This is a genomic window from Burkholderia cenocepacia, from assembly GCF_014211915.1.
Lineage (GTDB): Bacteria > Pseudomonadota > Gammaproteobacteria > Burkholderiales > Burkholderiaceae > Burkholderia > Burkholderia orbicola.
The window spans coordinates 617672-641910 of record NZ_CP060039.1; the positions used below are offsets into that span (position 1 = coordinate 617672).

The 24239-nt window shown below is 65.0% G+C and carries 21 protein-coding genes; 19 read left to right on the forward strand and 2 right to left on the reverse strand.

Annotated elements, in window-relative coordinates; genetic code table 11:
• Positions 1–2 precede the first annotated feature (2 nt).
• From SY91_RS02910 to SY91_RS02990, 17 genes are all read left to right on the forward strand, one after another.
• Positions 3–1787, forward strand: coding sequence for an ABC transporter permease subunit (locus SY91_RS02910; RefSeq protein WP_023476549.1), 1785 nt, complete (start codon positions 3–5; stop codon positions 1785–1787).
• Positions 1787–2542, forward strand: coding sequence for an ABC transporter ATP-binding protein (locus SY91_RS02915; RefSeq protein WP_012327602.1), 756 nt, complete (start codon positions 1787–1789; stop codon positions 2540–2542). Before SY91_RS02910 ends, SY91_RS02915 begins: the two co-directional genes overlap by 1 nt.
• A gap of 534 nt (positions 2543–3076) precedes the next feature.
• Positions 3077–5047: a tRNA uridine-5-carboxymethylaminomethyl(34) synthesis enzyme MnmG gene (mnmG, locus tag SY91_RS02920; RefSeq protein WP_023476548.1), complete on the forward strand. Its 1971-nt coding sequence runs from the start codon at positions 3077–3079 to the stop codon at positions 5045–5047.
• Positions 5044–5730, forward strand: a complete 687-nt coding sequence (rsmG, locus tag SY91_RS02925; RefSeq protein ID WP_027808854.1) for a 16S rRNA (guanine(527)-N(7))-methyltransferase RsmG — start codon at positions 5044–5046, stop codon at positions 5728–5730. Before mnmG ends, rsmG begins: the two co-directional genes overlap by 4 nt.
• Before the next feature lie 51 nt (positions 5731–5781).
• Positions 5782–6561: a ParA family protein gene (locus tag SY91_RS02930; RefSeq protein ID WP_023476546.1), complete on the forward strand. Its 780-nt coding sequence runs from the start codon at positions 5782–5784 to the stop codon at positions 6559–6561.
• 31 nt (positions 6562–6592) lie between these two features.
• Positions 6593–7486, forward strand: coding sequence for a ParB/RepB/Spo0J family partition protein (locus tag SY91_RS02935; RefSeq protein ID WP_006482728.1), 894 nt, complete (start codon positions 6593–6595; stop codon positions 7484–7486).
• A gap of 10 nt (positions 7487–7496) precedes the next feature.
• Complete coding sequence (locus SY91_RS02940; RefSeq protein ID WP_023476545.1) at positions 7497–8627, forward strand: SLC13 family permease; 1131 nt, start codon at positions 7497–7499, stop codon at positions 8625–8627.
• Between the two features lie 566 nt (positions 8628–9193).
• Positions 9194–9718, forward strand: a complete 525-nt coding sequence (locus SY91_RS02945) for an ATP synthase subunit I (RefSeq protein ID WP_006477280.1) — start codon at positions 9194–9196, stop codon at positions 9716–9718.
• Positions 9719–9828: 110 nt separating this feature from the next.
• On the forward strand, positions 9829–10680 hold the full coding sequence (atpB, locus tag SY91_RS02950) for a F0F1 ATP synthase subunit A (protein ID WP_006477281.1): 852 nt from the start codon (positions 9829–9831) through the stop codon (positions 10678–10680).
• A gap of 75 nt (positions 10681–10755) precedes the next feature.
• Positions 10756–11025 (forward strand): F0F1 ATP synthase subunit C, encoded by a 270-nt coding sequence (gene atpE, locus SY91_RS02955; RefSeq protein ID WP_006482730.1) that lies wholly within the window; start codon positions 10756–10758, stop codon positions 11023–11025.
• Between the two features lie 129 nt (positions 11026–11154).
• On the forward strand, positions 11155–11625 hold the full coding sequence (locus SY91_RS02960; RefSeq protein ID WP_006477283.1) for a F0F1 ATP synthase subunit B: 471 nt from the start codon (positions 11155–11157) through the stop codon (positions 11623–11625).
• Positions 11626–11627: 2 nt separating this feature from the next.
• A complete protein-coding gene (locus SY91_RS02965) occupies positions 11628–12167 on the forward strand; it encodes a F0F1 ATP synthase subunit delta (protein ID WP_006477284.1) in 540 nt (179 codons plus the stop codon).
• Between the two features lie 44 nt (positions 12168–12211).
• Positions 12212–13753, forward strand: coding sequence for a F0F1 ATP synthase subunit alpha (atpA, locus tag SY91_RS02970; RefSeq protein ID WP_006477285.1), 1542 nt, complete (start codon positions 12212–12214; stop codon positions 13751–13753).
• Between the two features lie 119 nt (positions 13754–13872).
• On the forward strand, positions 13873–14748 hold the full coding sequence (atpG, locus tag SY91_RS02975) for a F0F1 ATP synthase subunit gamma (protein ID WP_006482709.1): 876 nt from the start codon (positions 13873–13875) through the stop codon (positions 14746–14748).
• 66 nt (positions 14749–14814) lie between these two features.
• The gene (atpD, locus tag SY91_RS02980; RefSeq protein ID WP_006477287.1) at positions 14815–16209 is read left to right on the forward strand and encodes a F0F1 ATP synthase subunit beta; all 1395 of its coding nucleotides are present in this window, start codon (positions 14815–14817) and stop codon (positions 16207–16209) included.
• Positions 16210–16329: 120 nt separating this feature from the next.
• Positions 16330–16755 (forward strand): F0F1 ATP synthase subunit epsilon, encoded by a 426-nt coding sequence (locus SY91_RS02985; RefSeq protein WP_006477288.1) that lies wholly within the window; start codon positions 16330–16332, stop codon positions 16753–16755.
• Between the two features lie 263 nt (positions 16756–17018).
• Entirely contained in the window at positions 17019–18746 is a 1728-nt protein-coding gene (locus tag SY91_RS02990; RefSeq protein ID WP_023476543.1) for an AMP-binding protein, read from the forward strand.
• Between the two features lie 294 nt (positions 18747–19040).
• Here the strand turns inward: SY91_RS02990 and SY91_RS02995 are convergent, their stop codons facing one another.
• Positions 19041–19418, reverse strand: a complete 378-nt coding sequence (locus SY91_RS02995; RefSeq protein ID WP_185642875.1) for a hypothetical protein — start codon at positions 19416–19418, stop codon at positions 19041–19043.
• A 26-nt stretch (positions 19419–19444) separates the two neighbouring features.
• Complete coding sequence (locus SY91_RS03000) at positions 19445–20257, reverse strand: transporter substrate-binding domain-containing protein (protein ID WP_012327606.1); 813 nt, start codon at positions 20255–20257, stop codon at positions 19445–19447.
• Between the two features lie 145 nt (positions 20258–20402).
• On the opposite strand from SY91_RS03000, the gene hemE reads away from it, so the two are divergent.
• Positions 20403–21497, forward strand: coding sequence for a uroporphyrinogen decarboxylase (gene hemE / locus SY91_RS03005; RefSeq protein WP_310639149.1), 1095 nt, complete (start codon positions 20403–20405; stop codon positions 21495–21497).
• Between the two features lie 451 nt (positions 21498–21948).
• Positions 21949–24210, forward strand: coding sequence for a primosomal protein N' (locus SY91_RS03010; protein WP_185921048.1), 2262 nt, complete (start codon positions 21949–21951; stop codon positions 24208–24210).
• Positions 24211–24239: the final 29 nt, after the last annotated feature.

The window sequence follows — 24239 nt, forward strand, 5'->3', positions numbered from 1 at the left end:
CGATGAAGACGATGGTACGCAACAAGACCTTCTGGCTGTTTCTCGTGGTGCTGTTCGCGCTGCCGGTGCTGCCCGGCGCGCTCCAGGTACCGGAGTACTGGATCACGCTGCTGAACTACATCGGCCTGTATGCGATCGTCGCGATCGGGCTCGTGCTGTTGACGGGCGTCGGCGGGATGACGAGTTTCGGGCAGGCCGCGTTCGTCGGCATCGGCGCGTATGCGACCGCGTTCCTGACGACACGCTACGGCGTGTCGCCGTGGCTCGCGCTGATCGTCGGCGTCGTGCTGACGGCGCTCGTCGCGCTCGTGCTTGGCGCCGTGACGATGCGGCTGTCCGGGCACTTCCTGCCGCTCGGTACGATCGCGTGGGGCCTCGCGCTGTTCTACCTGTTCGGCAACCTCGAACTGCTCGGCAAGTACGACGGGATCAACGGGATTCCGGCGCTGAACCTGTTCGGCATCGTGCTCGAGAGCGGCCGCAGCCTGTATTTCCTGATCTGGGCCGTGGTGCTGGCCGCGATCGTGTCGGTACAGAATCTGCTGAACAGCCGCCCGGGCCGCGCGATCCGCGCGCTGCGCGGCGGCGGCGTGATGGCCGAGGCGATGGGCGTGAATACCGCGTGGATGCGCGTCGTGATCTTCGTCTACGCGGCCGTGCTCGCGGCGGTATCGGGCTTCCTGTACGCGCACCTGCAACGCGCGGTGAACCCGACGCCGTTCGGCCTGAACCACGGGATCGAATTCCTGTTCATGGCCGTGGTGGGCGGCGTGTCGCACGTGTGGGGCGCGGTGCTCGGCGCCGCGATCCTGACCGTGCTGCAGGACTACCTGCAGACGCTGCTGCCGAAGCTGCTCGGTTCGGAAGGCAACTTCGAGATCATCGTGTTCGGCGTGCTGATGGTGCTGCTGCTGCAGTACGCGCGCCAGGGCGTATGGCCGTTCGTCGCGAGGCTGTTCCCGCGCGGGCCGCGCGCGCATGTGCCGGAGCAGGCCGACCCGCTGCCGCAACGCGCGAAGCCCGTGGCCGCCGAGCCGCTGCTCGTCGTCGACAACGCGCGCAAGCAGTTCGGCGGGCTGGTGGCCGTCAACGACGTCAGCTTCGACGTGAAAGCGGGGCAGATCATCGGGCTGATCGGCCCGAACGGCGCGGGCAAGTCGACCACGTTCAACCTCGTGACCGGCGTGCTGAGGCCCACTGGCGGTGCGATCACGTTCCGTGGCGAGCGCATCGACGGGCTGACGTCGCGTCAGATCGTGCGCCGCGGCATCGGTCGCACGTTCCAGCACGTGAAGCTGTTGCCGGCGATGACGGTGCTCGAGAACGTCGCGATCGGCGCCCACCTGCGCGGCCATACCGGCGTGTGGCGCAGCATCGCGCGGCTCAATGCGCACGAGGAAGCGCAGTTGCTGGCCGAAGCCGCGCGCCAGATCCGCCGCGTCGGGCTCGAGAAGCACATGTACGACGAAGCAGGCAGTCTCGCGCTCGGCCAGCAGCGGATTCTCGAAATCGCGCGGGCGCTGTGCTGCGATCCGACGCTGCTGCTGCTCGACGAACCGGCCGCGGGGCTGCGTTACCAGGAGAAGCAGCAACTCGCCGACCTGCTGCGGCGGCTGAAGGCCGAAGGCATGAGCGTGTTGCTCGTGGAACACGACATGGATTTCGTGATGAATCTCACCGACCGGCTGGTGGTGATGGAATTCGGCACGCGGATCGCGGAAGGGCTGCCGCAGGATGTGCAGCAGGACCCGGCCGTGCTGGAAGCGTATCTGGGCGGGGTGGAGTGATGACGGACACGACGATGCCGATTCTCGAAGTGCGCGGGCTGGCGGTGCGGTACGGGAAGGTCGAGGCGCTGCACGGGGCTGCCATCAAGGTCGGGGCGGGGCAGATCGTCAGCGTGATCGGCCCGAATGGCGCCGGTAAATCGACGCTGCTGAACGCGATCATGGGGGCGCTGCCGGTAACGGGGCATGCGTCGGGCGCGGTCGTGTATCGCGGCAACGAAGTCGGCGCGTTGCCGGTCGAGCAGCGTGTCGCCCGCGGCATGTGCCTCGTACCGGAGAAGCGCGAGCTGTTCAGCACGATGACGGTCGAAGACAACCTTGTGCTGGGCGCGTATCGGCGCAAGCAGGCGGGGGAATCGAACTTCCTCGATCAGCTCGATCACGTGTTCGCGCTGTTTCCGCGGCTGAAGGAACGCCGCAGGCAGGCGGCCGGCACGCTGTCCGGCGGCGAGCGGCAGATGCTGGCGGTCGGACGTGCGCTGATGGGCAAGCCCGACCTGCTGATGCTCGACGAGCCGAGCCTCGGGCTGGCGCCGCTGATCGTGAAGGAGATCTTTCATATCATCAGCGCGTTGCGCGGCACCGGCGTTGCGACGCTGCTGATCGAGCAGAACGCACGGGCGGCGCTGCAGATCTCCGACTACGGCTATGTGCTGGAGACGGGCGAGTTTGCGCTGGAAGGGCCGGCAGCCGAGCTTGCGCAGAATCCGCAGGTGATCGAGACGTATCTCGGGTTGGCGAAGAAGACGGCTTGATTGGTGACGCGGTGGGTGGGAAACGGGCGGCGTGTTTCACGTGAAACACGCCGTTTTTGTTTGTGAACCACGAGTGTCGAGGCTTCGACGGTTCAAGGCCGGGGATAAGTCGTGCGGGAACAATCGGAAGCGCTGTGCGGTGCCGGCTGTTGGGCCCCCGCACGCTGGGCGATGCACCGCATCTCGGTGGATAAGTGCCCGGACAATCGACAGAAATGCGGTGTGGATGGGGGGCACAGGGCATCGCGTTCGCCTGTTGTGCCGGGCACAGGCGCCGGGTCGAGTCAGGCGTTCCACACCTGCTGGGTGGCTAGTACCCCGGTTTTTGCACAGGCGCGAAGATGTGCATTGAACCGCGCGAAGCATTGCCACGGCGGCTCGGAACGACAAATCCGTTCGCCCACAGCGAAAAAAACGCCCAAATGCACAGGCCCTACCATTCGGATGGCCTTCGGGTGAAAAGCGAACCCGCTATAATTCGGCCCATACATTTCTCTGATAGGTTCGTGCGCAGCTCCGCGTACGGAATCCACCATGCTTTTTCCCACAGAATTTGACGTCATCGTCGTCGGTGGCGGCCATGCCGGCACGGAAGCCGCGCTGGCGTCGGCCCGTATGGGCGCGAAGACACTGCTGCTGACCCACAACATCGAAACGCTTGGGCAGATGAGCTGCAATCCGTCGATCGGCGGTATTGGCAAGGGCCATCTGGTCAAGGAAGTCGACGCGCTCGGCGGCGCAATGGCCGCCGCGACGGACGAAAGCGGTATTCAGTTCCGAATCCTCAATTCGTCGAAAGGCCCGGCCGTGCGCGCGACACGTGCACAGGCCGATCGCATCCTGTACAAGGCGGCGATCCGCCATCGGCTCGAAAATCAGCCGAACCTGTGGCTATTCCAGCAGGCGGTCGACGATCTGATGGTCGAAGGCGACCGCGTGGTCGGCGCCGTCACGCAGATCGGCATCCGCTTCCGCGCTCGCGCGGTCGTGCTGACGGCCGGGACATTCCTCGACGGCAAGATCCACGTCGGCCTGAACAACTACACGGGCGGTCGCGCGGGCGATCCGGCGGCCGTATCGCTGTCGTCGCGCCTGAAGGAGCTGAAGCTGCCGCAGGGCCGGCTGAAGACCGGTACGCCACCGCGTATCGACGGCCGCACGATCGACTTCTCGAAGCTGGACGAGCAGCCGGGCGACCTCGATCCGATCCCCGTGTTCTCGTTCCTGGGCCGCGCGGAGCAGCATCCGCAGCAACTGCCGTGCTGGGTCACGCATACGAACGAGCGCACGCACGACATCATTCGCGGCGGTCTCGACCGTTCGCCTATGTATACAGGCGTGATCGAAGGCGTCGGGCCGCGCTATTGTCCGTCGATCGAGGACAAGATCCACCGGTTCGCCTCGAAGGAATCGCACCAGATCTTCCTCGAGCCGGAAGGGCTGACGACCCACGAGTTCTACCCGAACGGGATTTCGACCAGCCTGCCATTCGATGTCCAACTCGAGCTCGTGCATTCGATGCGCGGCCTCGAGAACGCGCACATCCTGCGCCCCGGCTACGCGATCGAGTACGACTACTTCGACCCACGTGCGCTGAAGGCATCGCTCGAGACGAAGGCGATCAACGGGCTGTTCTTTGCGGGCCAGATCAACGGCACGACCGGCTACGAAGAAGCGGCGGCGCAGGGACTGTTGGCCGGCCTCAATGCGGGCCGCTACGTGCAGGAGAAGGATGCGTGGTGCCCGCGTCGCGACCAGGCCTATCTGGGCGTGCTGGTCGACGATCTCGTCACGCGCGGGGTAGCAGAGCCGTACCGGATGTTCACGAGCCGCGCCGAGTATCGCCTGAGCCTGCGCGAAGACAATGCCGACATGCGCTTGACCGAAATCGGCCGCGAGCTGGGGCTCGTCGACGACGCGCGTTGGGACGCATTCAGCCGGAAGCGCGACGCTGTTTCACGTGAAACCGAACGCCTGAAGTCGACCTGGGTCACGCCGAAGACGCTGCCGGCGGAAGAGGCGACGGCGTTGCTCGGCAAGGCGATCGATCATGAGTACAGCCTCGCCGAACTGCTGCGTCGGCCTGGCGTGAGCTACGACGGCGTGTGCGGACTGAAGGGCGGCGAGTGCGGCCCCGCAGAGCCGCTGGCGGACGATTCGGTGCTGCTCGAGCAGATCAAGGAGCAGGTCGAGATCGGCATCAAGTATCAGGGCTATATCGAGCGCCAGGCGTCCGAAATCGAGCGCAACGACGCGAACGAGAACACGCGCCTGCCGGACGGTATCGACTACCGCGAAGTCCGCGGTCTGTCGTTCGAGGTGAGCCAGAAGCTCAACGAATTCCGGCCGGAAACGATCGGGCAGGCGTCGCGTATCTCGGGCGTCACGCCGGCGGCAATCTCGCTGCTGATGGTGCACCTGAAGCGTCGCGGTCTGGGCCGCCGTAACGGCACGGCTGCAGAGGCCGCGGAGCAGGGGGACGGCGCCGTCCCGACGCAACAATGACGGCGCGTCGCGCGCCGGCGGTTAATCGGGACGTACTGGAAGGGATGCTCGTTGAAGGTACGGCGGCGCTCGACCTCACGCTGACGGATACACAACGCAACCAGTTGCTCGACTATGTCGCGCTGCTCGGCAAGTGGAACGCGGTCTACAACCTGACCGCGATCCGCGACCCGAAGCAGATGCTGATCCAGCACATCCTCGATTCGCTTTCCATCGTCCCGCATCTGCGCGGCCGTACGTCGGCGCGCGTGCTCGACGTCGGCTCGGGCGGCGGGCTGCCCGGTATCGTGCTCGCGATCGTCGAGCCGGGCTGGCAGGTCACGCTGAACGATATCGTGCAGAAGAAGTCTGCGTTCCAGACGCAGATGCGCGCGGAGCTGAAGCTCGCGAACCTGTCGGTCGTCACCGGGCGGGTCGAATCGCTGCAGCCGGGTGTCGAAGTGCCGGAAAAATTCGACATGATCGTATCCCGCGCTTTCGCGGATCTATCCGACTTCGTTAAACTTGCTCGACATCTGGTCGCGCCGGGCGGTTCGATCTGGGCGATGAAGGGCGTTCACCCGGACGACGAGATTGCGCGGTTGCCGGAAGGCAGCCGTGTCACGCAGACGATCCGGCTGGCGGTGCCGATGCTCGATGCGGAGCGGCATCTGTTCGAAGTGGCCGTCGACGACGCGAATTGAAGGCGCGCGGTAGCGCGCCGTTTGTTTGAAGGTAAAGGGAACACACCAACGATGGCAAAGATCTTCTGCGTTGCGAACCAGAAGGGGGGCGTCGGCAAGACGACGACATCGGTCAATCTCGCCGCAAGCCTTGCAGCGCAGGAGCAACGAGTCCTGTTGACCGATCTCGACCCGCAGGGCAACGCGACGATGGGCAGCGGGATCGACAAGGCCGCCTGCGAAGCGACCGTGTACGAAGTGCTGGTCGACGGCGTGTCGGTGGCCGATGCGCGCGTGCGTCCGGAAGGCGTCACCTACGACGTGCTTCCCGCGAACCGCGAGCTGTCCGGCGCGGAGATCGAACTGATCAGCATCGACAACCGCGAGCGCCGCCTGAAGGCCGCGCTCGAGCGCGTGGCCGACGACTACGATTTCGTGCTGATCGATTGCCCGCCGACGCTGTCGCTGCTGACGCTGAACGGCCTGTGCGCGGCGCATGGCGTCGTGATCCCGATGCAGTGCGAGTACTTCGCACTGGAAGGGTTGTCGGACCTCGTCAATACGATCAAGCAGGTTCACGCGAACATGAACCGCGACTTGAAGATCATCGGCCTGCTGCGCGTGATGTTCGATCCGCGCATCACGCTGCAGCAGCAAGTCTCCGATCAACTGAAAGCGCACTTCGGCGACAAGGTCTTCGACGCGGTGATTCCGCGCAACGTGCGCCTGGCGGAAGCGCCGAGTTACGGGCTGCCGGGCGTCGTGTTCGACCGCAGCTCGCGCGGTGCGCAAGCGTATATCCAGTTCGGGGCCGAGATGATCGAGCGCGTGCGCGCGTTCGAGGTGTCGTGATCCGGACATGAGCGAAGCGAGGAAGAAAGACATGAACGCGGTACCAAAGAAGAAGGGCTTGGGACGTGGCCTCGAAGCGCTGCTCGGCGGCAGCGCCGATATCACCGAAGCGGTGAAGATCGAAGGCGCACCGAACACGCTCGCGCTCGGCAAGCTGCAAGCCGGCAAGTACCAGCCGCGCACGCGGATGGACGAAGGCAGCCTGCAGGAGCTCGCGGCCAGCATTCGCGCGCAGGGCGTGATGCAGCCGATCCTGGTACGACCCATTTCGTCAGACAAATACGAGATCATCGCGGGCGAGCGGCGTTTCCGTGCGGCGCGCCTGGCCGGCCTCGATGAAGTGCCGGTGCTCGTGAAGGACGTATCCGATCAGGCCGCCGCCGCGATGGCGCTGATCGAGAACATCCAGCGCGAGGATCTGAATCCGCTCGAAGAGGCGCACGGTATCCAGCGCCTGCTCGACGAGTTCGGTTTCACGCACGAACAGGCGGCCGAATCGGTCGGCCGTTCGCGCAGCGCGGTATCGAACCTGCTGCGCCTGCTGAACCTCGCATCGCCGGTGCAGACGATGCTGCTGGCCGGCGATCTCGACATGGGGCACGCACGCGCGCTGCTCGCGGTCGACGCGGCCACGCAGATCACCCTCGCGCATCAGGTGGTCAACAAGCGCATGTCGGTGCGCGAGACCGAGAAGCTCGTCGCGCACACGACGAAGGAAGCGCCGGCCGTGAAGGCGCGTGCGAAGGACGATGGCGGCCGCGATACGCGTCGCCTCGAAGAGGAGTTGTCCGACCTGCTCGCGTCGACGGTGAAGATCAAGCTCGGCCGCCGCGGGCGAGGGCAGGTGCTGATCGACTTCGGCAACCTCGATGCGCTCGAGGGCATTCTCGCGCGACTGCGCGGCAACGTCGCAACGGAAGAATAACGGGGCAGGTATGGAGGAAACGGGGGCACCGGCACCGCGCCGGTGGCTCGGCTGGCTTGCGCAGGAACCGGTGCTGTCGGTGCTCGCGCTTGGGCTGATCGTGCTGCAATGGGTGCGTCCGCAACCATTTTCGGTACTGGCCGATCGCGTCGACTGGCAGACGGTCGCGACGCTCGCGGGCCTGCTGATGCTGACCAAGGCGCTCGAGCTGTCCGGCTGCCTGATGTGGCTCGCGCATCGCATCGTGCATCACGTGCATTCCGAACGCGGGCTGGCGATGCTGCTCGTCGGCTTCGCCGCCGTGCTGTCGATGTGGCTCACCAACGACGTCGCCTTGTTCGTCGTCGTGCCGTTGATGGTGTCGCTGCGCGCGCTGACACCGCTGCCGTTCCGGCGGCTCGTGATCGTCGTCGCGCTGGCCGTCAACGCGGGGTCCGTCGCGACACCGCTCGGCAATCCGCAGAATCTTTTCCTGTGGCAGTTGAGCGGCGTGTCGTTCGGTCGTTTCGTGGTCACGCTCGGACCGCTCGCCCTCGCGCTGATGGCGCTGCTGCTCGTGCTGACCGCGTTGATGTTTCGCGCGAAGCCGCTCGACTTGTCGGGCGACGCCGCCGCGTTGCCCGTACAACGCATGCACGCGCTGATCGCGGCCGTGCTGTTCGCCGCGTTCGTGCTGCTCGCCGATGCGCATCATCCGCTGCCGGGCCTCGTCGGTGTCGCCATCGTGCTGTTCGCCGTCAAACGTGACGCAGTCCTGAAGATCGACTGGCTGCTGTTGCTGATCTTCGTGCTGATGTTCGTCGTGCTGCGCAGCGCGGCTGCGCTGCCCGTCGTGCACGACGCGATCGCGCACGCGCAACTCGATTCGCCGCTGCGCGTCTATGCCGCCGGCGCCGTGCTGTCACAGGTGATCAGCAACGTGCCGGCCGCGATCCTGCTGTCGGAGTTCACGCACGACTGGCGCGCGCTTGCGTTCGGCGTATCGGTCGGCGGCTTCGGTTTCGCGATCGGCTCGCTCGCGAACCTGATCGCGGTGCGCCTCGCGAAGGAGCCGCGCATGTGGCTGCCGTTCCACCTCGTTTCGATTCCGTTCGCGCTGGCGAGCGCGGCGCTCGGTGCGTGGTTGCTCATGCACGGTTGAGCGAGCCGGTGCGTGCGGCACAGGCATGCCGCTCGGGTGACGGGCAGGGCGCACAGCGTGCGCAGTGATCAGGATTGTTGATAAGTGCTGCAACTCACAGTCGAACATCTGTGGCGGCGCGACAACTGATTGGATGAATCGATGCGCGAACATCCGGCGAATTTCGCGCGTCGCGCGCGATGGCTCGGTCACCGCGCGTGGCTTGTTCCGCCGCGTTGCGCCGAGCCATTCGAAATGGCTCGCTTGCAGCCCGTTCCCCCGCGGCGATCGCACCGCTTCCGCCTGGCCCGCATCGGGCATCGTTTCCCCGCCATTTACCCCGTCACCGGACTTTTTCGCGCAAGAAATACCGGTGCGAAAAACCGACCTTACAACTGTCATCGTACGTCGTCGAATCGGGCGTTTTTTCACATCATGAGGCGTCGTTTTATGCAGGTTTTTGTCGCGTCTAAAGCCTTGAATCACTTGCAACTATCGCTTACAATCGCCCGGATTTGTTAGCTAGGCACCCCTGAAAGCTTTCAGAAAGCTTGGGGTCGGTTTGAAGGATTCTGCGGAAGATTGCGATGGCGGGTCAGGCGCCGGACGACAGGCACGATGATCAGCGCACGCAACGCACCGCTTCGGCGGTTGGCGCGCGGCGTGAATCCGACGATGACTGGGATGTCGAGCAGCAAGATAACAACATCGTTCCGCTGACGCGGGCCGAGGCTGAAAGGCTGTTCGGCCCGAACGTGAGCAAGCCCTCGCGCGTGACCCCCTACAAGGTGGTGTTCGCGCAAGTGGTCCTGTCCCTGGTTGCAACGCTGGCGTGGTGGCTGTTTTCGAAGTCGCCGGGCGCCGCTGCGCAATCCGCGTTTCTGGGCGGAGCGATCGGCTGGGTGCCCAGTGCGGTATTCGTGGCACGACTGAAGGCAGGTGGCTCGGCCACCGTGATGAGCTGGGTGATGGGCGAAGCCCTGAAACTGGCTCTGACGATCGGGATGTTCACCGCGGTGGCGTTCGGCTGGGCCGGCGTGCACTGGGTGCCGTTCCTCGTCACGTACCTCGTCGTGCTGAAGACGTACTGGATCGCGCTGGCCTGGCGGTAAGGAACAAGCAGCGTGCGGTTTCGACAACGAACCGCACCGGCCCGTTCCCGCAATAGCGTGTTGCGGAACGGGGCAAAACGATTTTCGACAATTTGGGTGGCATTAACGATATGGCAGCTAGCGAAGGCACGCGCGGTCCGGATCCGTCCGAGTACATTGCGCACCACTTGCAGAATTTCTCCACCTCGCATCAGACGTCGATTTTCGACATTCACGTCTGGAATCTCGACACGCTGTTCTGGTCGATCGTTTGCGGCATCGTGACGATCGTCCTGCTGCGTCTGGCCGCCCGCAAGGCGACGTCGGGCGTGCCGGGCCGTTTCCAGTGCGCGATCGAGATGCTCGTCGAAATGGTCGAGGACCAGTCGAAGGCCATCGTCCACGGCAATCGTACCTTCATCGCGCCGCTCGCCCTCACGGTGTTCGTGTGGGTCGCGCTGATGAACTCGCTCGACTTCCTCCCGGTCGACCTGCCGGGCCGCGTGATCGGCCTGCTCGGTCTGTCGGACGTGATTTCCCACCATCGCATCGTCCCGACGGCCGACCTGAACGGCACGCTCGGCATCGCGCTCGGCGTGTTCGTCCTGATGATCTACTACAGCATCAAGATCAAGGGCGCGGGCGGCTTTGCGCATGAGCTGCTGTCGGCGCCGTTCGGCGGCCACCCGGCGCTGTGGATCCCGAACCTCGCGCTCAACATCGTCGAATACGTTGCAAAGACCGTTTCGCTCGGCATGCGGCTGTTCGGCAACATGTACGCGGGTGAGCTGTTGTTCCTGTTGATCGCCCTGCTCGGCAGCATGTGGAGCTTCGGTGGCGACGCAACGTTCCTCGGCTTCGTTGGTCATGTGATCGCGGGTAGCGTCTGGGCAATCTTCCACATTCTGATTGTTCTGTTGCAGGCATTCATTTTCATGATGCTGACGCTGGTGTATCTCGGCCAGGCGCACGACACGCACTAAGCGTGGCGTGCAACAAAGAGTCTTCGTTTTAGTTTTTTAAATCTCAGTTCCAAGTCTTTTCACAAAGGAGTGATCATGCAAGCTTACATCGCCAACATCCAGGGTCTGACCGCCATCGGTATCGGCATCATCATCGGCCTGGGTGCAATCGGCGCCTGTATCGGTATCGCGCTGATGGGTGGCAAGTACATCGAAGCCTGCGCACGTCAGCCGGAACTCATCAACCCGCTGCAAACGAAGATGTTCCTGCTGGCTGGTCTGATCGACGCTGCATTCCTGATCGGCGTTGGTGTCGCAATGCTGTTCGCGTTCGCGAACCCGCTCCTGTCGAAGCTCGCAGGCTAAGGTTCCTCGGAAATATGCGTCCGGCGTGAGCCGGCGCAGGGCGGAACGGAGACTTGGGGCGCTGATCGAATGCAACTCGATGAGCGCCTTACCGTTTCATTTTTCCGGAATAGCAGATAAGGAAACACCGTGAATCTCAACGCAACTCTGTTTGCGCAAATGGTCGTGTTCCTGGTCCTCGCGTGGTTCACGATGAAATTCGTGTGGCCGCCGTTGATCAACGCCCTCGACGAACGTTCGAAGAAGATCGCCGACGGCCTCGCCGCCGCGGAGAAGGGCAAGGCGGAACTCGACGCAGCGCACAAGCGCGTGGACCAGGAACTCGCGCAGGCCCGCAACGACGGCCAGCAGCGCATCGCCGACGCTGAAAAGCGTGCCCAGGCGGTCGCCGAGGAAATCAAGGCCAACGCCCAGGCTGAAGCCGCCCGCATCGTCGCCCAGGCGAAGGCGGAAGCAGAACAGCAAATCGTGAAGGCGCGCGAAGCGCTGCGTGGCGAAGTCGCCGCGCTGGCCGTGAAGGGCGCCGAGCAGATCCTGAAGCGCGAAGTCGATCAAACGGCCCACGCCCAACTGCTGAATCAACTGAAAGCCGAGCTCTGATCATGGCCGAACTTGCAACCATCGCCCGCCCTTACGCAGAAGCGCTGTTCCGCGTGGCCGAGGGCGGTGACATCGCCGCCTGGTCCACGCTCGTGCAAGAGCTGGCCCAGGTTGCGCGTCTGCCGGAAGTACTGTCGGTCGCGTCGAGCCCGAAGGTGACGCGCACGCAAGTAGCCGAGTTGCTGCTTGCTGCGGTGAAGTCGCCCGTCGCGGCCGGCGCCGAAGCGAAGAACTTCGTGCAGATGCTGGTCGACAATCATCGCATCGCGCTGCTGCCGGAAATTGCCGAGCAGTTCGAGGCGCTCAAGAACGAACGTGAAGGCGCAGCCGACGCCGAGATCGTGAGCGCGTTCCCGCTGAACGGCGCGGATCTCGACAGTCTCGTCTCGGGCCTCGAACGCAAGTTCAAGCGCAAGCTGAAACCGACGGTCGAAGTCGATTCGTCGCTGATCGGCGGCGTGCGCGTGACGGTCGGCGACGAAGTGCTCGACACCTCGGTTCGCGCGCGCCTCGCATCGATGCAGGCTGCCTTGACCGCCTGAGCGCCACGCCGGCACGCAACAGAATTGACTATCAGGAGCGAATAATGCAACTCAATCCCTCTGAGATCAGCGAGCTGATCAAGAGCCGGATCCAGGGCCTTGAAGCGAGCGCAGACGTTCGCAACCAGGGCACCGTGATCTCCGTGACCGACGGTATCGTGCGTATCCACGGCCTGTCGGACGTGATGCAGGGCGAAATGCTCGAGTTTCCGGGCAACACGTTCGGTCTCGCGCTGAACCTCGAGCGCGACTCGGTCGGCGCGGTGATTCTCGGCGAATACGAACACATCTCGGAAGGCGACATCGTCAAGACGACGGGCCGCATTCTCGAAGTCCCGGTCGGCCCGGAACTCGTCGGCCGCGTGGTCGACGCGCTCGGCAACCCGATCGACGGCAAGGGCCCGGTCAACGCGAAGCTGACCGACGCGATCGAAAAGATCGCCCCGGGCGTGATCTGGCGTAAGTCGGTGTCGCAGCCGGTGCAGACGGGCATCAAGTCGATCGACGCGATGGTGCCGATCGGCCGTGGCCAGCGTGAGCTGATCATCGGCGACCGTCAGTGCGGCAAGACCGCGGTGGCGCTCGACGCGATCATCAACCAGAAGGGCAAGGACCTGATCTGTATCTACGTCGCGATCGGCCAGAAGGCTTCGTCGATCATGAACGTGGTTCGCAAGCTCGAAGAAACGGGCGCGATGGAATACACGATCGTCGTCGCCGCTTCGGCATCGGATTCGGCTGCGATGCAGTACCTGGCACCGTACGCCGGCTGCACGATGGGCGAATACTTCCGCGACCGCGGCCAAGACGCGCTGATCATCTATGACGACTTGACCAAGCAGGCCTGGGCATACCGTCAGATCTCGCTGCTGCTGCGCCGTCCGCCGGGCCGTGAAGCGTACCCGGGCGACGTGTTCTATCTGCACTCGCGTCTGCTGGAGCGTGCGGCTCGCGTGTCGGAAGAGTACGTCGAGAAGTTCACGAACGGCGAAGTGAAGGGCAAGAGCGGCTCGCTGACGGCACTGCCGGTCATCGAAACGCAGGCTGGCGACGTGACCGCGTTCGTTCCGACGAACGTGATCTCGATTACCGACGGCCAGATCTTCCTGGAAACCGACCTGTTCAACGCAGGCATCCGCCCGGCAATCAACGCCGGCGTGTCGGTGTCGCGCGTCGGTGGCGCCGCGCAGACGAAGGTCGTGAAGAAGCTGTCGGGCGGTATCCGTACCGACCTCGCGCAGTACCGTGAACTGGCCGCATTCGCGCAGTTCGCATCGGACCTCGACGAAGCGACCCGCAAGCAGCTCGAGCGCGGCCGCCGCGTGACGGAACTGCTGAAGCAGCCGCAGTACCAGCCGCTGCAGGTCTGGGAACTGGCCGTGTCGCTGTACGCCGCGAACAACGGCTACCTCGACGACCTCGACGTCAAGCAAGTGCTGCCGTTCGAGAAGGGCCTGCGCGACAACCTGAAGACCAGCCACGCTGACCTCATCAAGCGCATCGAAGACACCAAGGATCTCTCGAAGGACGACGAAGGCGCGCTGCGCTCGGCGATCGAAGCCTTCAAGAAGTCCGGTGCCTATTGATCCGCGAGTGACACACTGAGGCCGCGCGGGTGCTGATGCGCCCGCGCCGCTTCGGTGAGCGATGCATGAGCCCCGAGTAAAGCGCTAAAGCGCTAACTCGGGGCGCAAAGGAGCAAGCTATGGCTGGAATGAAGGAAATTCGCGGCAAGATCAAGAGCGTGCAGAACACGCGCAAGATCACGAAGGCGATGGAGATGGTGGCTGCATCGAAGATGCGTCGCGCGCAGGAACGCATGCGCGCCGCTCGTCCGTATGCAGACAAGGTCCGTGCCATCGCCGCGCACATGAGCCGTGCGAACCCCGAGTACCGTCACCCGTTCATGGTGGCGAACGACGGCGCGCAGACGGCCGGCATCATCCTCGTCACGACGGACAAGGGTCTGTGCGGTGGTCTGAACACCAACGTGCTGCGTGCGACGGTGCAGAAGTTCAAGGAGCTGGAAGAGAAGGGCCAGAAGGTCGAAGCCACCGCGATCGGCGGCAAGGGCCTCGGGTTCCTGAACCGCTTCGGCGCGAAGGTGATGTCGCAGGTCGTGCACCTCGGCGACACCCCGCACCTGGACAAGCTGATCGGCGCCGTGAAGACGCAGCTCGATCTGTACTCGGAAGGCAAGCTGTCGGCGGTTTATATCGCTTACACGCGCTTCGTCAACACGATGAAGCAGGAAGCCGTGATCGAGCAGCTGCTGCCGCTGTCGTCGGACCACTTCGAAGCCGATGACGGTACGCCGGCGACGTCGTGGGACTACATCTACGAGCCGGACGCGCAGGCAGTCGTCGACGAACTGCTCGTGCGTTACGTCGAGGCGCTGGTGTACCAGGCCGTCGCGGAAAACATGGCGTCCGAGCAATCGGCGCGCATGGTCGCGATGAAGGCCGCGTCCGACAACGCGAAGACGGTGATCAGCGAACTGCAGCTCGTATACAACAAGAGCCGTCAGGCCGCGATCACGAAAGAACTGTCGGAGATCGTCGGCGGCGCAGCCGCTGTTTAAGCGCGCGCCCGGGACGACAACTGCGCCTTTGCGCGAGTAAAGAATCAGGTATTTAAAGGAAAAGCGATGAGTACTGCTGCTTTGGTAGAAGGCAAGATCGTACAGTGCATCGGCGCCGTTATCGACGTGGAATTCCCGCGCGACAGCATGCCGAAGATCTACGACGCGCTCATTCTCGATGGCTCGGAACTGACGCTCGAAGTCCAGCAGCAGCTGGGTGACGGCGTGGTCCGTACCATTTGTCTGGGTGCATCCGACGGCCTGCGCCGCGGCCTGACCGTGAAGAACACGGCGAAGCCGATCTCGGTGCCGGTCGGCAAGCCGACCCTCGGCCGAATCATGGACGTGCTCGGCCGTCCGATCGACGAAGCCGGCCCGATCGAGAGCGACGTGACGCGTTCGATCCACCAGAAGGCACCGGCGTTCGACGAACTGTCGCCGTCGACCGAACTGCTCGAAACGGGTATCAAGGTCATCGACCTGATCTGCCCGTTCGCAAAGGGCGGCAAGGTTGGCCTGTTCGGTGGTGCAGGCGTGGGCAAGACCGTCAACATGATGGAGCTCATCAACAACATCGCGAAGGAACACGGCGGTTACTCCGTGTTCGCGGGCGTGGGCGAGCGTACCCGTGAAGGGAACGACTTCTACCACGAAATGAAGGACTCGAACGTTCTCGACAAGGTCGCGCTGGTGTACGGCCAGATGAACGAGCCGCCGGGCAACCGTCTGCGCGTCGCGCTGACCGGCCTGACGATGGCCGAGCACTTCCGTGACGAAGGCCTCGACGTGCTGTTCTTCGTCGACAACATCTACCGTTTCACGCTGGCCGGTACCGAAGTGTCGGCACTGCTCGGCCGTATGCCGTCGGCAGTGGGCTATCAGCCGACGCTGGCTGAAGAAATGGGCAAGCTGCAAGAGCGCATCACGTCGACCAAGAAGGGCTCGATTACGTCGGTTCAGGCCGTGTACGTCCCTGCGGACGACTTGACCGACCCGTCGCCGGCAACCACCTTCGGCCACCTGGACGCAACCGTCGTTCTGTCGCGTGACATCGCTTCGCTGGGTATCTACCCGGCGGTCGACCCGCTCGACTCGACGTCGCGCCAGATCGACCCGAACGTGATCGGTGAAGAGCACTACTCGATCACCCGTCGCGTTCAGCAGACGCTGCAGCGCTACAAGGAACTGCGCGACATCATCGCGATTCTGGGCATGGACGAACTGTCGCCGGAAGACAAGCTGTCGGTCGCACGTGCGCGTAAGATCCAGCGTTTCCTGTCGCAGCCGTTCCACGTCGCTGAAGTGTTCACGGGCTCGCCGGGCAAGTACGTGCCGCTGAAGGAAACGATCCGTGGCTTCAAGATGATCGTCGACGGCGAGTGCGACCACCTGCCGGAACAGGCGTTCTACATGGTCGGCACGATCGACGAAGCCTTCGAAAAGGCCAAGAAGATCCAGTAAGGGCTGAGTGAGTCGCAAGCCGGCGAGCGCCGGCCGGAACAATAAGTCAGTGATGACTTGTATTCCGGCCGCCTGCGCCGGCCGCAATACGCTCAACCCGTGGATGAGATTGGAGTCGATATGGCAACCATCAAAGTAGACGTCGTCAGCGCGGAAGAGCAGATCTTCTCGGGCGAGGCGAAATTCGTCGCGCTGCCGGGCGAAACGGGTGAGCTGGGCATTCTGCCGGGTCACACGCCGCTCATTACCCGGATTCGTCCGGGTGCGGTGCGCATCGAGGTCGAGGGCGGCAACGACGAATTCGTGTTCGTCGCAGGCGGCATTCTCGAAGTGCAGCCGGGCGCCGTGACGGTGCTCGCCGATACCGCGATCCGCGGCAAGGACCTCGACGCGGCGAAAGCCGAGGAAGCGCGCAAGCGTGCCGAGGAAACGTTGCAGAACGCGAAGTCGGATCTCGACCTCGCGAAAGCGCAATCCGAGCTCGCGACCGCGATGGCGCAGCTCGAGGCGATCCAGCGTCTGGCGAAGATCCGCAGCCGGCACTGAGCCGCGCCGCGTATCCCGCGAAAGAAAGCAGCCTTCGGGCTGCTTTTTTTTCGCCCGCGTTTCGCCTGCATTTCGTCCGTCTTTTTGCGGGCCGGATCGTATCGGCCGGTCGTGCTATTTCACCCGTCCGCCGCGATTCGATGTCAGAGTATCGTCAGCGGAGCGCGGCATCATCCGCGGTGAGGCCGTCCGTCGCGATCGTGCGGCGGAGGCGCGCAGCAGGCGCGCGCGGGCCGATCAGACAAAAACGGACGGAGACATCGATGGCAGCAGACCTTGGCAAGGGGGCGCTGATCGCGCCCGAAAACGGACTGTCGTACGTGCGCGGCGCGACCGACGTGCCGCTATCCGACGCGACGATCGGCCGGTTCCTGCTCGACACGGCCGGCCGCTTCCCCGACCGCCCGGCGGTCGTGTTCCGCGAGCAGCAGGTGCGCTGGACCTGGCGCGAGTTCGCGAACGAGGTCGATGTGCTGGCCGCGGGCCTCGCCGCGCTCGGGATCGTGAAGGGCGACTGCGTCGGCATCTGGTCGCCGAACCGCAGCGAATGGCTGCTCACGCAGTTCGCGACCGCGCGGATCGGCGCGGTGCTCGTCAACATCAACCCGGCCTACCGGCTGTCGGAACTCGAATACGCGCTGAACAAGGTCGGCTGCAAGGCCGTGATCGCGGCCGAGCGCTTCAAGAGTTCCGCGTACGTCGAGATGTTGCAGACCCTCGCGCCGGAGCTCGCGACCGCGACGCCGGGCGACCTGCATGCGGCGCGCGTGCCGAAACTGCGCACGATCGTGTCGATGGGCGAGGCGGCGCCTGCCGGTATGTTCCGCTTCGCGGACGTGATGGCGCGCGGCCGCCAGGCCGTCGATCCGGCGCTGCTCGATGCGATCGGCGCGGCGCTCACGGCCAACGATCCGATCAACATCCAGTTCACGAGCGGCACGACCGGCAGCCCGAAGGGCGCGACGCTTACGCACCGCAACGTCGTCAACAACGCGCGCTCGATCGCGATGGCGATGCGTTTCACCGAACAGGATTCGCTCTGCATCCCGGTGCCGCTCTATCACTGCTTCGGGATGGTGCTGGCCGTGCTCGCCTGCGTGTCGACGGGCGCCGCGATGGTGTTCCCCGGCGAAGCGTTCGACCCGGTGGCGACGCTCGCGGCGGTGGCCGAGGAGCACTGCACCGCGCTGCATGGCGTGCCGACGATGTTCATCGCCGAGCTCGATCATCCGGCATTCCCGACATTCGACCTGTCGACGCTGCGCACCGGGATCATGGCCGGCTCGCCGTGCCCGATCGAGACGATGAAGCGTGTCGTGTCGCAGATGCATCTTTCCGAAATCACGATCGCGTATGGGATGACGGAGACGAGCCCCGTGTCGTTCCAGAGCTCGACCGACGATCCGCTGGAGAAGCGCACGACGACGGTCGGCCGCGTCCAGCCGCATCTCGAAGTGAAGATCGTCGATCCGAGCGGCGACATCGTGCCGGTCGGCGCGACGGGCGAGCTGTGCACGAAGGGCTATTCGGTGATGCTCGGCTACTGGGACGACGACGCGAAGACGCGCGAGGTGCTGGTCGACGGCTGGATGCATACGGGCGACCTCGCGACGCTCGACGCGGACGGCTACTGCAACATCGTCGGCCGCCTGAAGGACATGGTGATTCGCGGCGGCGAGAACGTCTATCCGCGCGAGATCGAGGAATTCCTGTTCCGCCATCCGAAGATCCAGAGCGCGCAGGTATTCGGCGTGCCCGATGCGAAGTACGGCGAGGAGCTGTGCGCGTGGATCGTGCTGCGCGCCGACGAGCAGATGACCGAGGACGACGTGCGCGCGTTCTGCACCGGGCAGATCGCGCACTACAAGATTCCGCGCTATATCCGCTTCGTCGACGAACTGCCGATGACGGTGACGGGCAAGGTGCAGAAGTTCGTGATGCGTGAGCGGATGATCGAGGAACTGAAGCTCGACGTGCAGAAGACTGCGTGAAGCGGGACGGTGCGCGAAAATGCCGGAAAAACGTGGCGGCCTGCGGGTCGCTACGTTTTCGATGGACGAAAAAAAGCGGGCTTATTAGCCCGCTAAAAACCACACGCTACGGGGTTAGCGCGAGGAGACCAAAGATGAAACCGAGTCCGGCGGGGGCCGGAAACGACTCCAACAGGGATGCCCCTCGGAAGGGCTTCGGTACGTGACCGACTGGCTCGCAGCGCTTCGCGTCCGCTCACACTTGGCACACGAGACCGCATCCGTGTTGAAACCGTTGAGGCCATTGTGGGCGAATTAATGACCCGTCGCGGTAACAAAGTGTTTCAGGTTGTAACGCCCGCCAGATAAGGCTTTCCGGGATTTTTTGCTGTTTTCGGGGTCCTGAAAAAGGTCATTTTTACCCATATTTTCCGCCGCGTTTTCAAGGCATGCGCACGATGCGTTTTTCATGCGTATCGGGCGCGATGAATTGCCGATTTTCACGCGAGAAAGTGCACGGCGCGATCGATACCGCGCATGACGATTCATTCGTCGGAAAGATTTTGAAACGTGATCGGAATGCGGGGAAGTCGGCCATTCGGCCAATTCGTCGGGTTTTGCGCCGCGGGAAGGTCCGGCGCAGCGACGGCAATGTGTAACGGCGCGCGCGGCGGCCGCGGGGTCGGTGCCCATGATCGGCCGCCGCGGCGCGGGTCAGCTTACTTCAGCCACTTGTCCGAAATCGCCTGATATTCACCGGTGGACAGCGCGAGATGCAGCCACTGGTCGACGTACTGCTGGAACGCGACGTCGCCGCGCGGCACCATGTACGCCTTCTCGCCGAACTGGAACGGCTTGTCCGGATGCACCGAGCAAAGGCCCGGATTCAGCTTTTGCTGCAGCAGTGTCTCGGAGGCATCCGTCACCATCACGTCGGCCTTGCCCGCGAGGATCTGCTTGAAGATCGTCACGTTGTCCGGGAAGACGGTCAGGTTCGCGTGCGTGAAGAACTGCTTCGCGAAGCGCTCGTTGGTGCCGCCCGGATTCACGATCACGCGCGTCTCGGGGCGGTCGATCTGCGCGACGGTCTGGTACTTGTCGGCATCCGCGCAACGCACGATCGGCGTCTTGCCGTCGACCACGTACGGCTGCGTGAAGAACACGCGCTTCTGGCGCTCGAGCGTCGTCGATACGCCGCCTACCGCGATGTCGCATTTCGCGACGAAGTCGTTGGTGAGGTTCGACCAGCTCGTCTTCACGTAGTCGGTCTTCACGCCGAGCGATTTCGCGAGCGATTCCGCCATGTCGATGTCGATGCCCTCGAAGCGACCGTCCGCGCGATAGTACGAATACGGCTTGTAGTCGCCCGTCGTGCACACGCGCAGCGCGCCGCGCGCGAGCACGTCGTCGAGCCGCGAGCCGGCGGCAGCGGCGCTCGCGGGCGCCGCCGTGGTCGTGCCCTGCGCGTGCGCGGCGGCGCAGCAAAACGCGGCGGCAGCAGCGAGCGTGGCAAGCGTGGCGAATGTCTTCATCGGTCTCCTCCTTCGGTTGGATATGAGCGTCCGATCATAACGGAGCCATCGCGCGCGTCATATGGCCGCCATCGCATCGGTATGCGCAGCCCGATCGCGGCTGTCCGGTAAAATGCCGCTTTGCCTTCGCATCGTCGCTCCTACCGTGGCCCATAACCTGCTCAACGACACCTTCCTGCGTGCGCTTCTGCGCGAGCCGACCGACTACACGCCGATCTGGCTGATGCGCCAGGCCGGCCGCTACCTGCCCGAATACAACGCGACGCGCGCGCGCGCCGGCAGCTTCCTCGGCCTCGCGAAGAATCCCGACTACGCGACCGAGGTGACGTTGCAGCCGCTCGAGCGCTTTCCGCTCGACGCCGCGATCCTGTTCTCGGACATCCTGACGATTCCCGACGCGATGGGGCTCGGCCTCGACTTCCAGGTCGGCGAAGGGCCGAAGTTCGCGCATCCGGTGCGCACCGAGGCCGACGTCGCGAAGCTCGCGGTGCCGGACATCGACGAGACGCTCGGCTACGTGACGGGCGCCGTGCGCGAGATCCGCCGCGCGCTCATCGACGGCCAGGGCCGTCAGCGCGTGCCGCTGATCGGCTTCTCGGGCAGCCCGTGGACGCTCGCGTGCTACATGGTCGAAGGCGGCGGCTCGGACGATTTCCGCACGGTGAAGTCGATGGCGTATTCGCGCCCCGACCTGATGCACCGGATCCTCGACGTGAACGCGCAGGCTGTGGCCGCGTACCTGAACGCGCAGATCGAAGCGGGCGCGCAGGCCGTGATGATCTTCGACACGTGGGGCGGCGCGCTGGCCGACGGCGCGTACCAGCGCTTCTCGCTCGACTATATCCGCCGCGTGGTGTCGCAGCTCAAGCGCGAGCACGACGGCGAGCGCGTGCCGGTGATCACGTTCACGAAGGGCGGCGGGCTGTGGCTCGAGGAGATCGCGGCGACCGGCGTCGATGCGGTCGGGCTCGACTGGACGGTCAACCTCGGCGCCGCGCGCGAGCGCGTCGCGGGGCGCGTGGCGCTGCAGGGCAACCTCGACCCGACGATCCTGTTTGCGCCACCGGCCGCGGTGCGCGAACAGGCGCGCGCGGTGCTCGACAGCTACGGCAACCATCCGGGCCACGTGTTCAACCTCGGGCACGGCATCTCGCAATTCACGTCGCCCGACCACGTCGCCGAACTCGTCGACGAAGTGCATACCCACAGCCGCGCGATCCGTAGCGGAGCGGCGGGCTGAACGCAAGCGCCGTCATGCTGCGCTGCGGCATGACGATGTTTCGTTTCTGAAACTAAACAGGACGCAACCCCGCTCCCGTTGCCGATTCGGTGCTTGTCAAGACTTGACTTATACACATTTTCCACGTTGCAGCGCGGTAGAGCCCCGTATCGGTCAATTTGTCTCGCTATGGTTCGGTAATTTGAATAGCAGCCTTATGGAATAAGGCTTCGCGGGACACCTCGGCAAGCGGCGAAAAACAGCGGAAAGCGCGGCCCCGCGCGCGTTGCGGCCGTTGAGGGGCGAGTTCTCAACAAAGTTATCCACAGGCTGGGCAGGGTATACGGCGATTCCTAATGCGAATCCAAAACTTAGCGCCGAATCTGAAGTTTTACTTTAAGTTCGCCGTCACAATCCGGGCGCGGATGCTGGCCGTCCGTCGCCTGCGTGCCGCTGTTGCCGGAGCGTGTGGATGAGCGGTACCTACCTGCGCGTGGCGCTCGACCATCCGCTCGCGACCCTGTTCGACTACCGCTGCGACGTGCAGCCGGCGCCCGTGCCCGGCACGCTCGTGCAAGTGCCGTTCGGCAAGCGGCAGGCCGTCGGGCTCGTTTGCGAAGTCACCACTCACACCGATCTCCCGCCGTCGCGACTGCGTGCGGTCGACGCGATCTGCACGGAGCTGCCGCCGCTGTCGGCGGACTGGCTCGCGCTCGTGTCGTTCGCCGCCGACTATTATCAGCGCGGGCGCGGCGAAGTCGCGTTGCCGGCGCTGCCGCAGGCGCTGCGGGACGCCGGGCGCTGGGGGCGGCTGCTCGCGCCGGAAGTGCGCTACCGGCCGACCGAAGCCGGCCGCGTGGCGCTGCCCGATGCGTTGCCCGCGCGCGGCGCCGCGCTGCGCCGGCTCGCGCAGGCGCTGGTCGATACCGGCTCGCTGACGCTGCCGGACGCGCGCGCGCTGCATCCGAAGGCGGCCGCGACGCTCGACGACTGGGCGGCGCGCGGCTGGGTGGACGTCGAGGAGATCGGCTGGGCCGATGCGCCTGTGGCCAACCCTGTGGATAACCTGTCGACAAGCAGTGGACGCGCTGTGCCGCCGGCGTTGACGGACCAGCAGGCCGAGGCGCTCGACGCGATTCGCGCGGCGCAAGGCTTCGCGCCGTTCCTGCTGCACGGCGTGACGGGCAGCGGCAAGACCGAGGTCTATCTGCATGCGCTTGCGTCGCTGCTCGACGCGCGGCCGGACGCGCAGGCGCTCGTGCTCGTGCCCGAAATCAACCTGACGCCGCAGTTCGAGGCCGCGTTTCGCGCACGTTTCGCGGGAGCGCTTGCCGACGACGCGATCGTCACGCTGCACAGCGGGCTCGCCGAAGGCGAACGGGCGCGCAACTGGCTCGCCGCGCACACGGGCCGCGCGCGAATCGTGCTCGGCACGCGCCTCGCGGTGCTCGCGTCGATGCCGACGCTCGCGCTGATCGTCGTCGACGAGGAGCACGAACCTGCGTACAAGCAGCAGGAAGGGTTGCGCTATTCGGCCCGCGACCTGGCCGTGTGGCGCGCGAAGCAGCTCGGCATCACCGTCGTGCTCGGCTCGGCCACGCCGTCGCTCGAAAGCTGGTGGCAGGCCGAGCAAGGGCGTTACACGCGGCTCACGCTGTCGCGCCGCGCGGTGGCCGACGCGACGCTGCCGACCGTGCGGCTGATCGATCTCGAAGAGGAGCGGCGGCGCGGGCGCGCGTCGATGGGCGGGCTGTCGGGGCCGCTCGTCGCGGCGCTGAAGGCGCGGCTCGAACGCGGCGAACAGAGCCTCGTGTTCCTGAACCGGCGCGGTTACGCGCCCCAGCTCGCGTGCGACGCATGCGGCTGGGTGGCCGGCTGCCCGCGTTGCAGCGCGTACGTCGTGCTGCACAAGCCCGAGCATGCGCTGCGCTGCCATCATTGCGGCTGGGAAGCGCGGATTCCGCGCTCGTGCCCCGAGTGCGGGAACGTCGACATCGCGCCGCTCGGGCGCGGCACGCAGCGCATCGAGGAGGCGCTCGCCGAGGCCGTGCCGGGCGCGCGGATTCTGCGGATCGATGCCGACAGCACGCGCCGCAAGGGCAGCGCGCAGGCGCTTTTTTCCGACGTGCACGCGGGCGAAGTGGACATCCTGGTCGGCACGCAGATGATCGCGAAAGGGCACGACTTCCAGCGCGTGTCGCTCGTCGGCGTGCTCAATGCCGATACCGCGCTGTTCTCGCACGACTTCCGCGCGAGCGAGCGGCTGTTCGCGCAGCTGATGCAGGTGAGCGGCCGCGCGGGGCGCGCCGGACTGCCGGGCGAGGTGATGGTGCAGACGCGCTACCCGCGTCACGCGCTGTACCACGCGCTCGGGCGGCAGGACTACGTGGGCTTCGCGAATTCGACGCTCGCCGAGCGCCGCGACGCGCACCTGCCGCCGTTCGTCTACCAGGCGCTGCTGCGCGCCGAAGGGCGCACGCTCGACGCGGCGCTCGCGTTCCTGCTGCAGGCCGCGGCCGCGTTGCCCGGGCTGCCAGGCGCCGATCGCGTGACCGTGTACGACGCGGTGCCGATGACGATCGTCAAGGTCGCGAACGTCCATCGCGCTCAGCTGCTGCTCGAAAGCGCGTCGCGGGCGGCGCTGCAGCACGCGCTGCGCGCATGGCAGCCGGAACTGCGCGCGCTGAAGGGCGTGCTGCGGTGGAGCGTCGAGGTCGATCCGCTGGATATCTGAGCGGCGCCGGCGCGGCCGTCGCGCGGCGT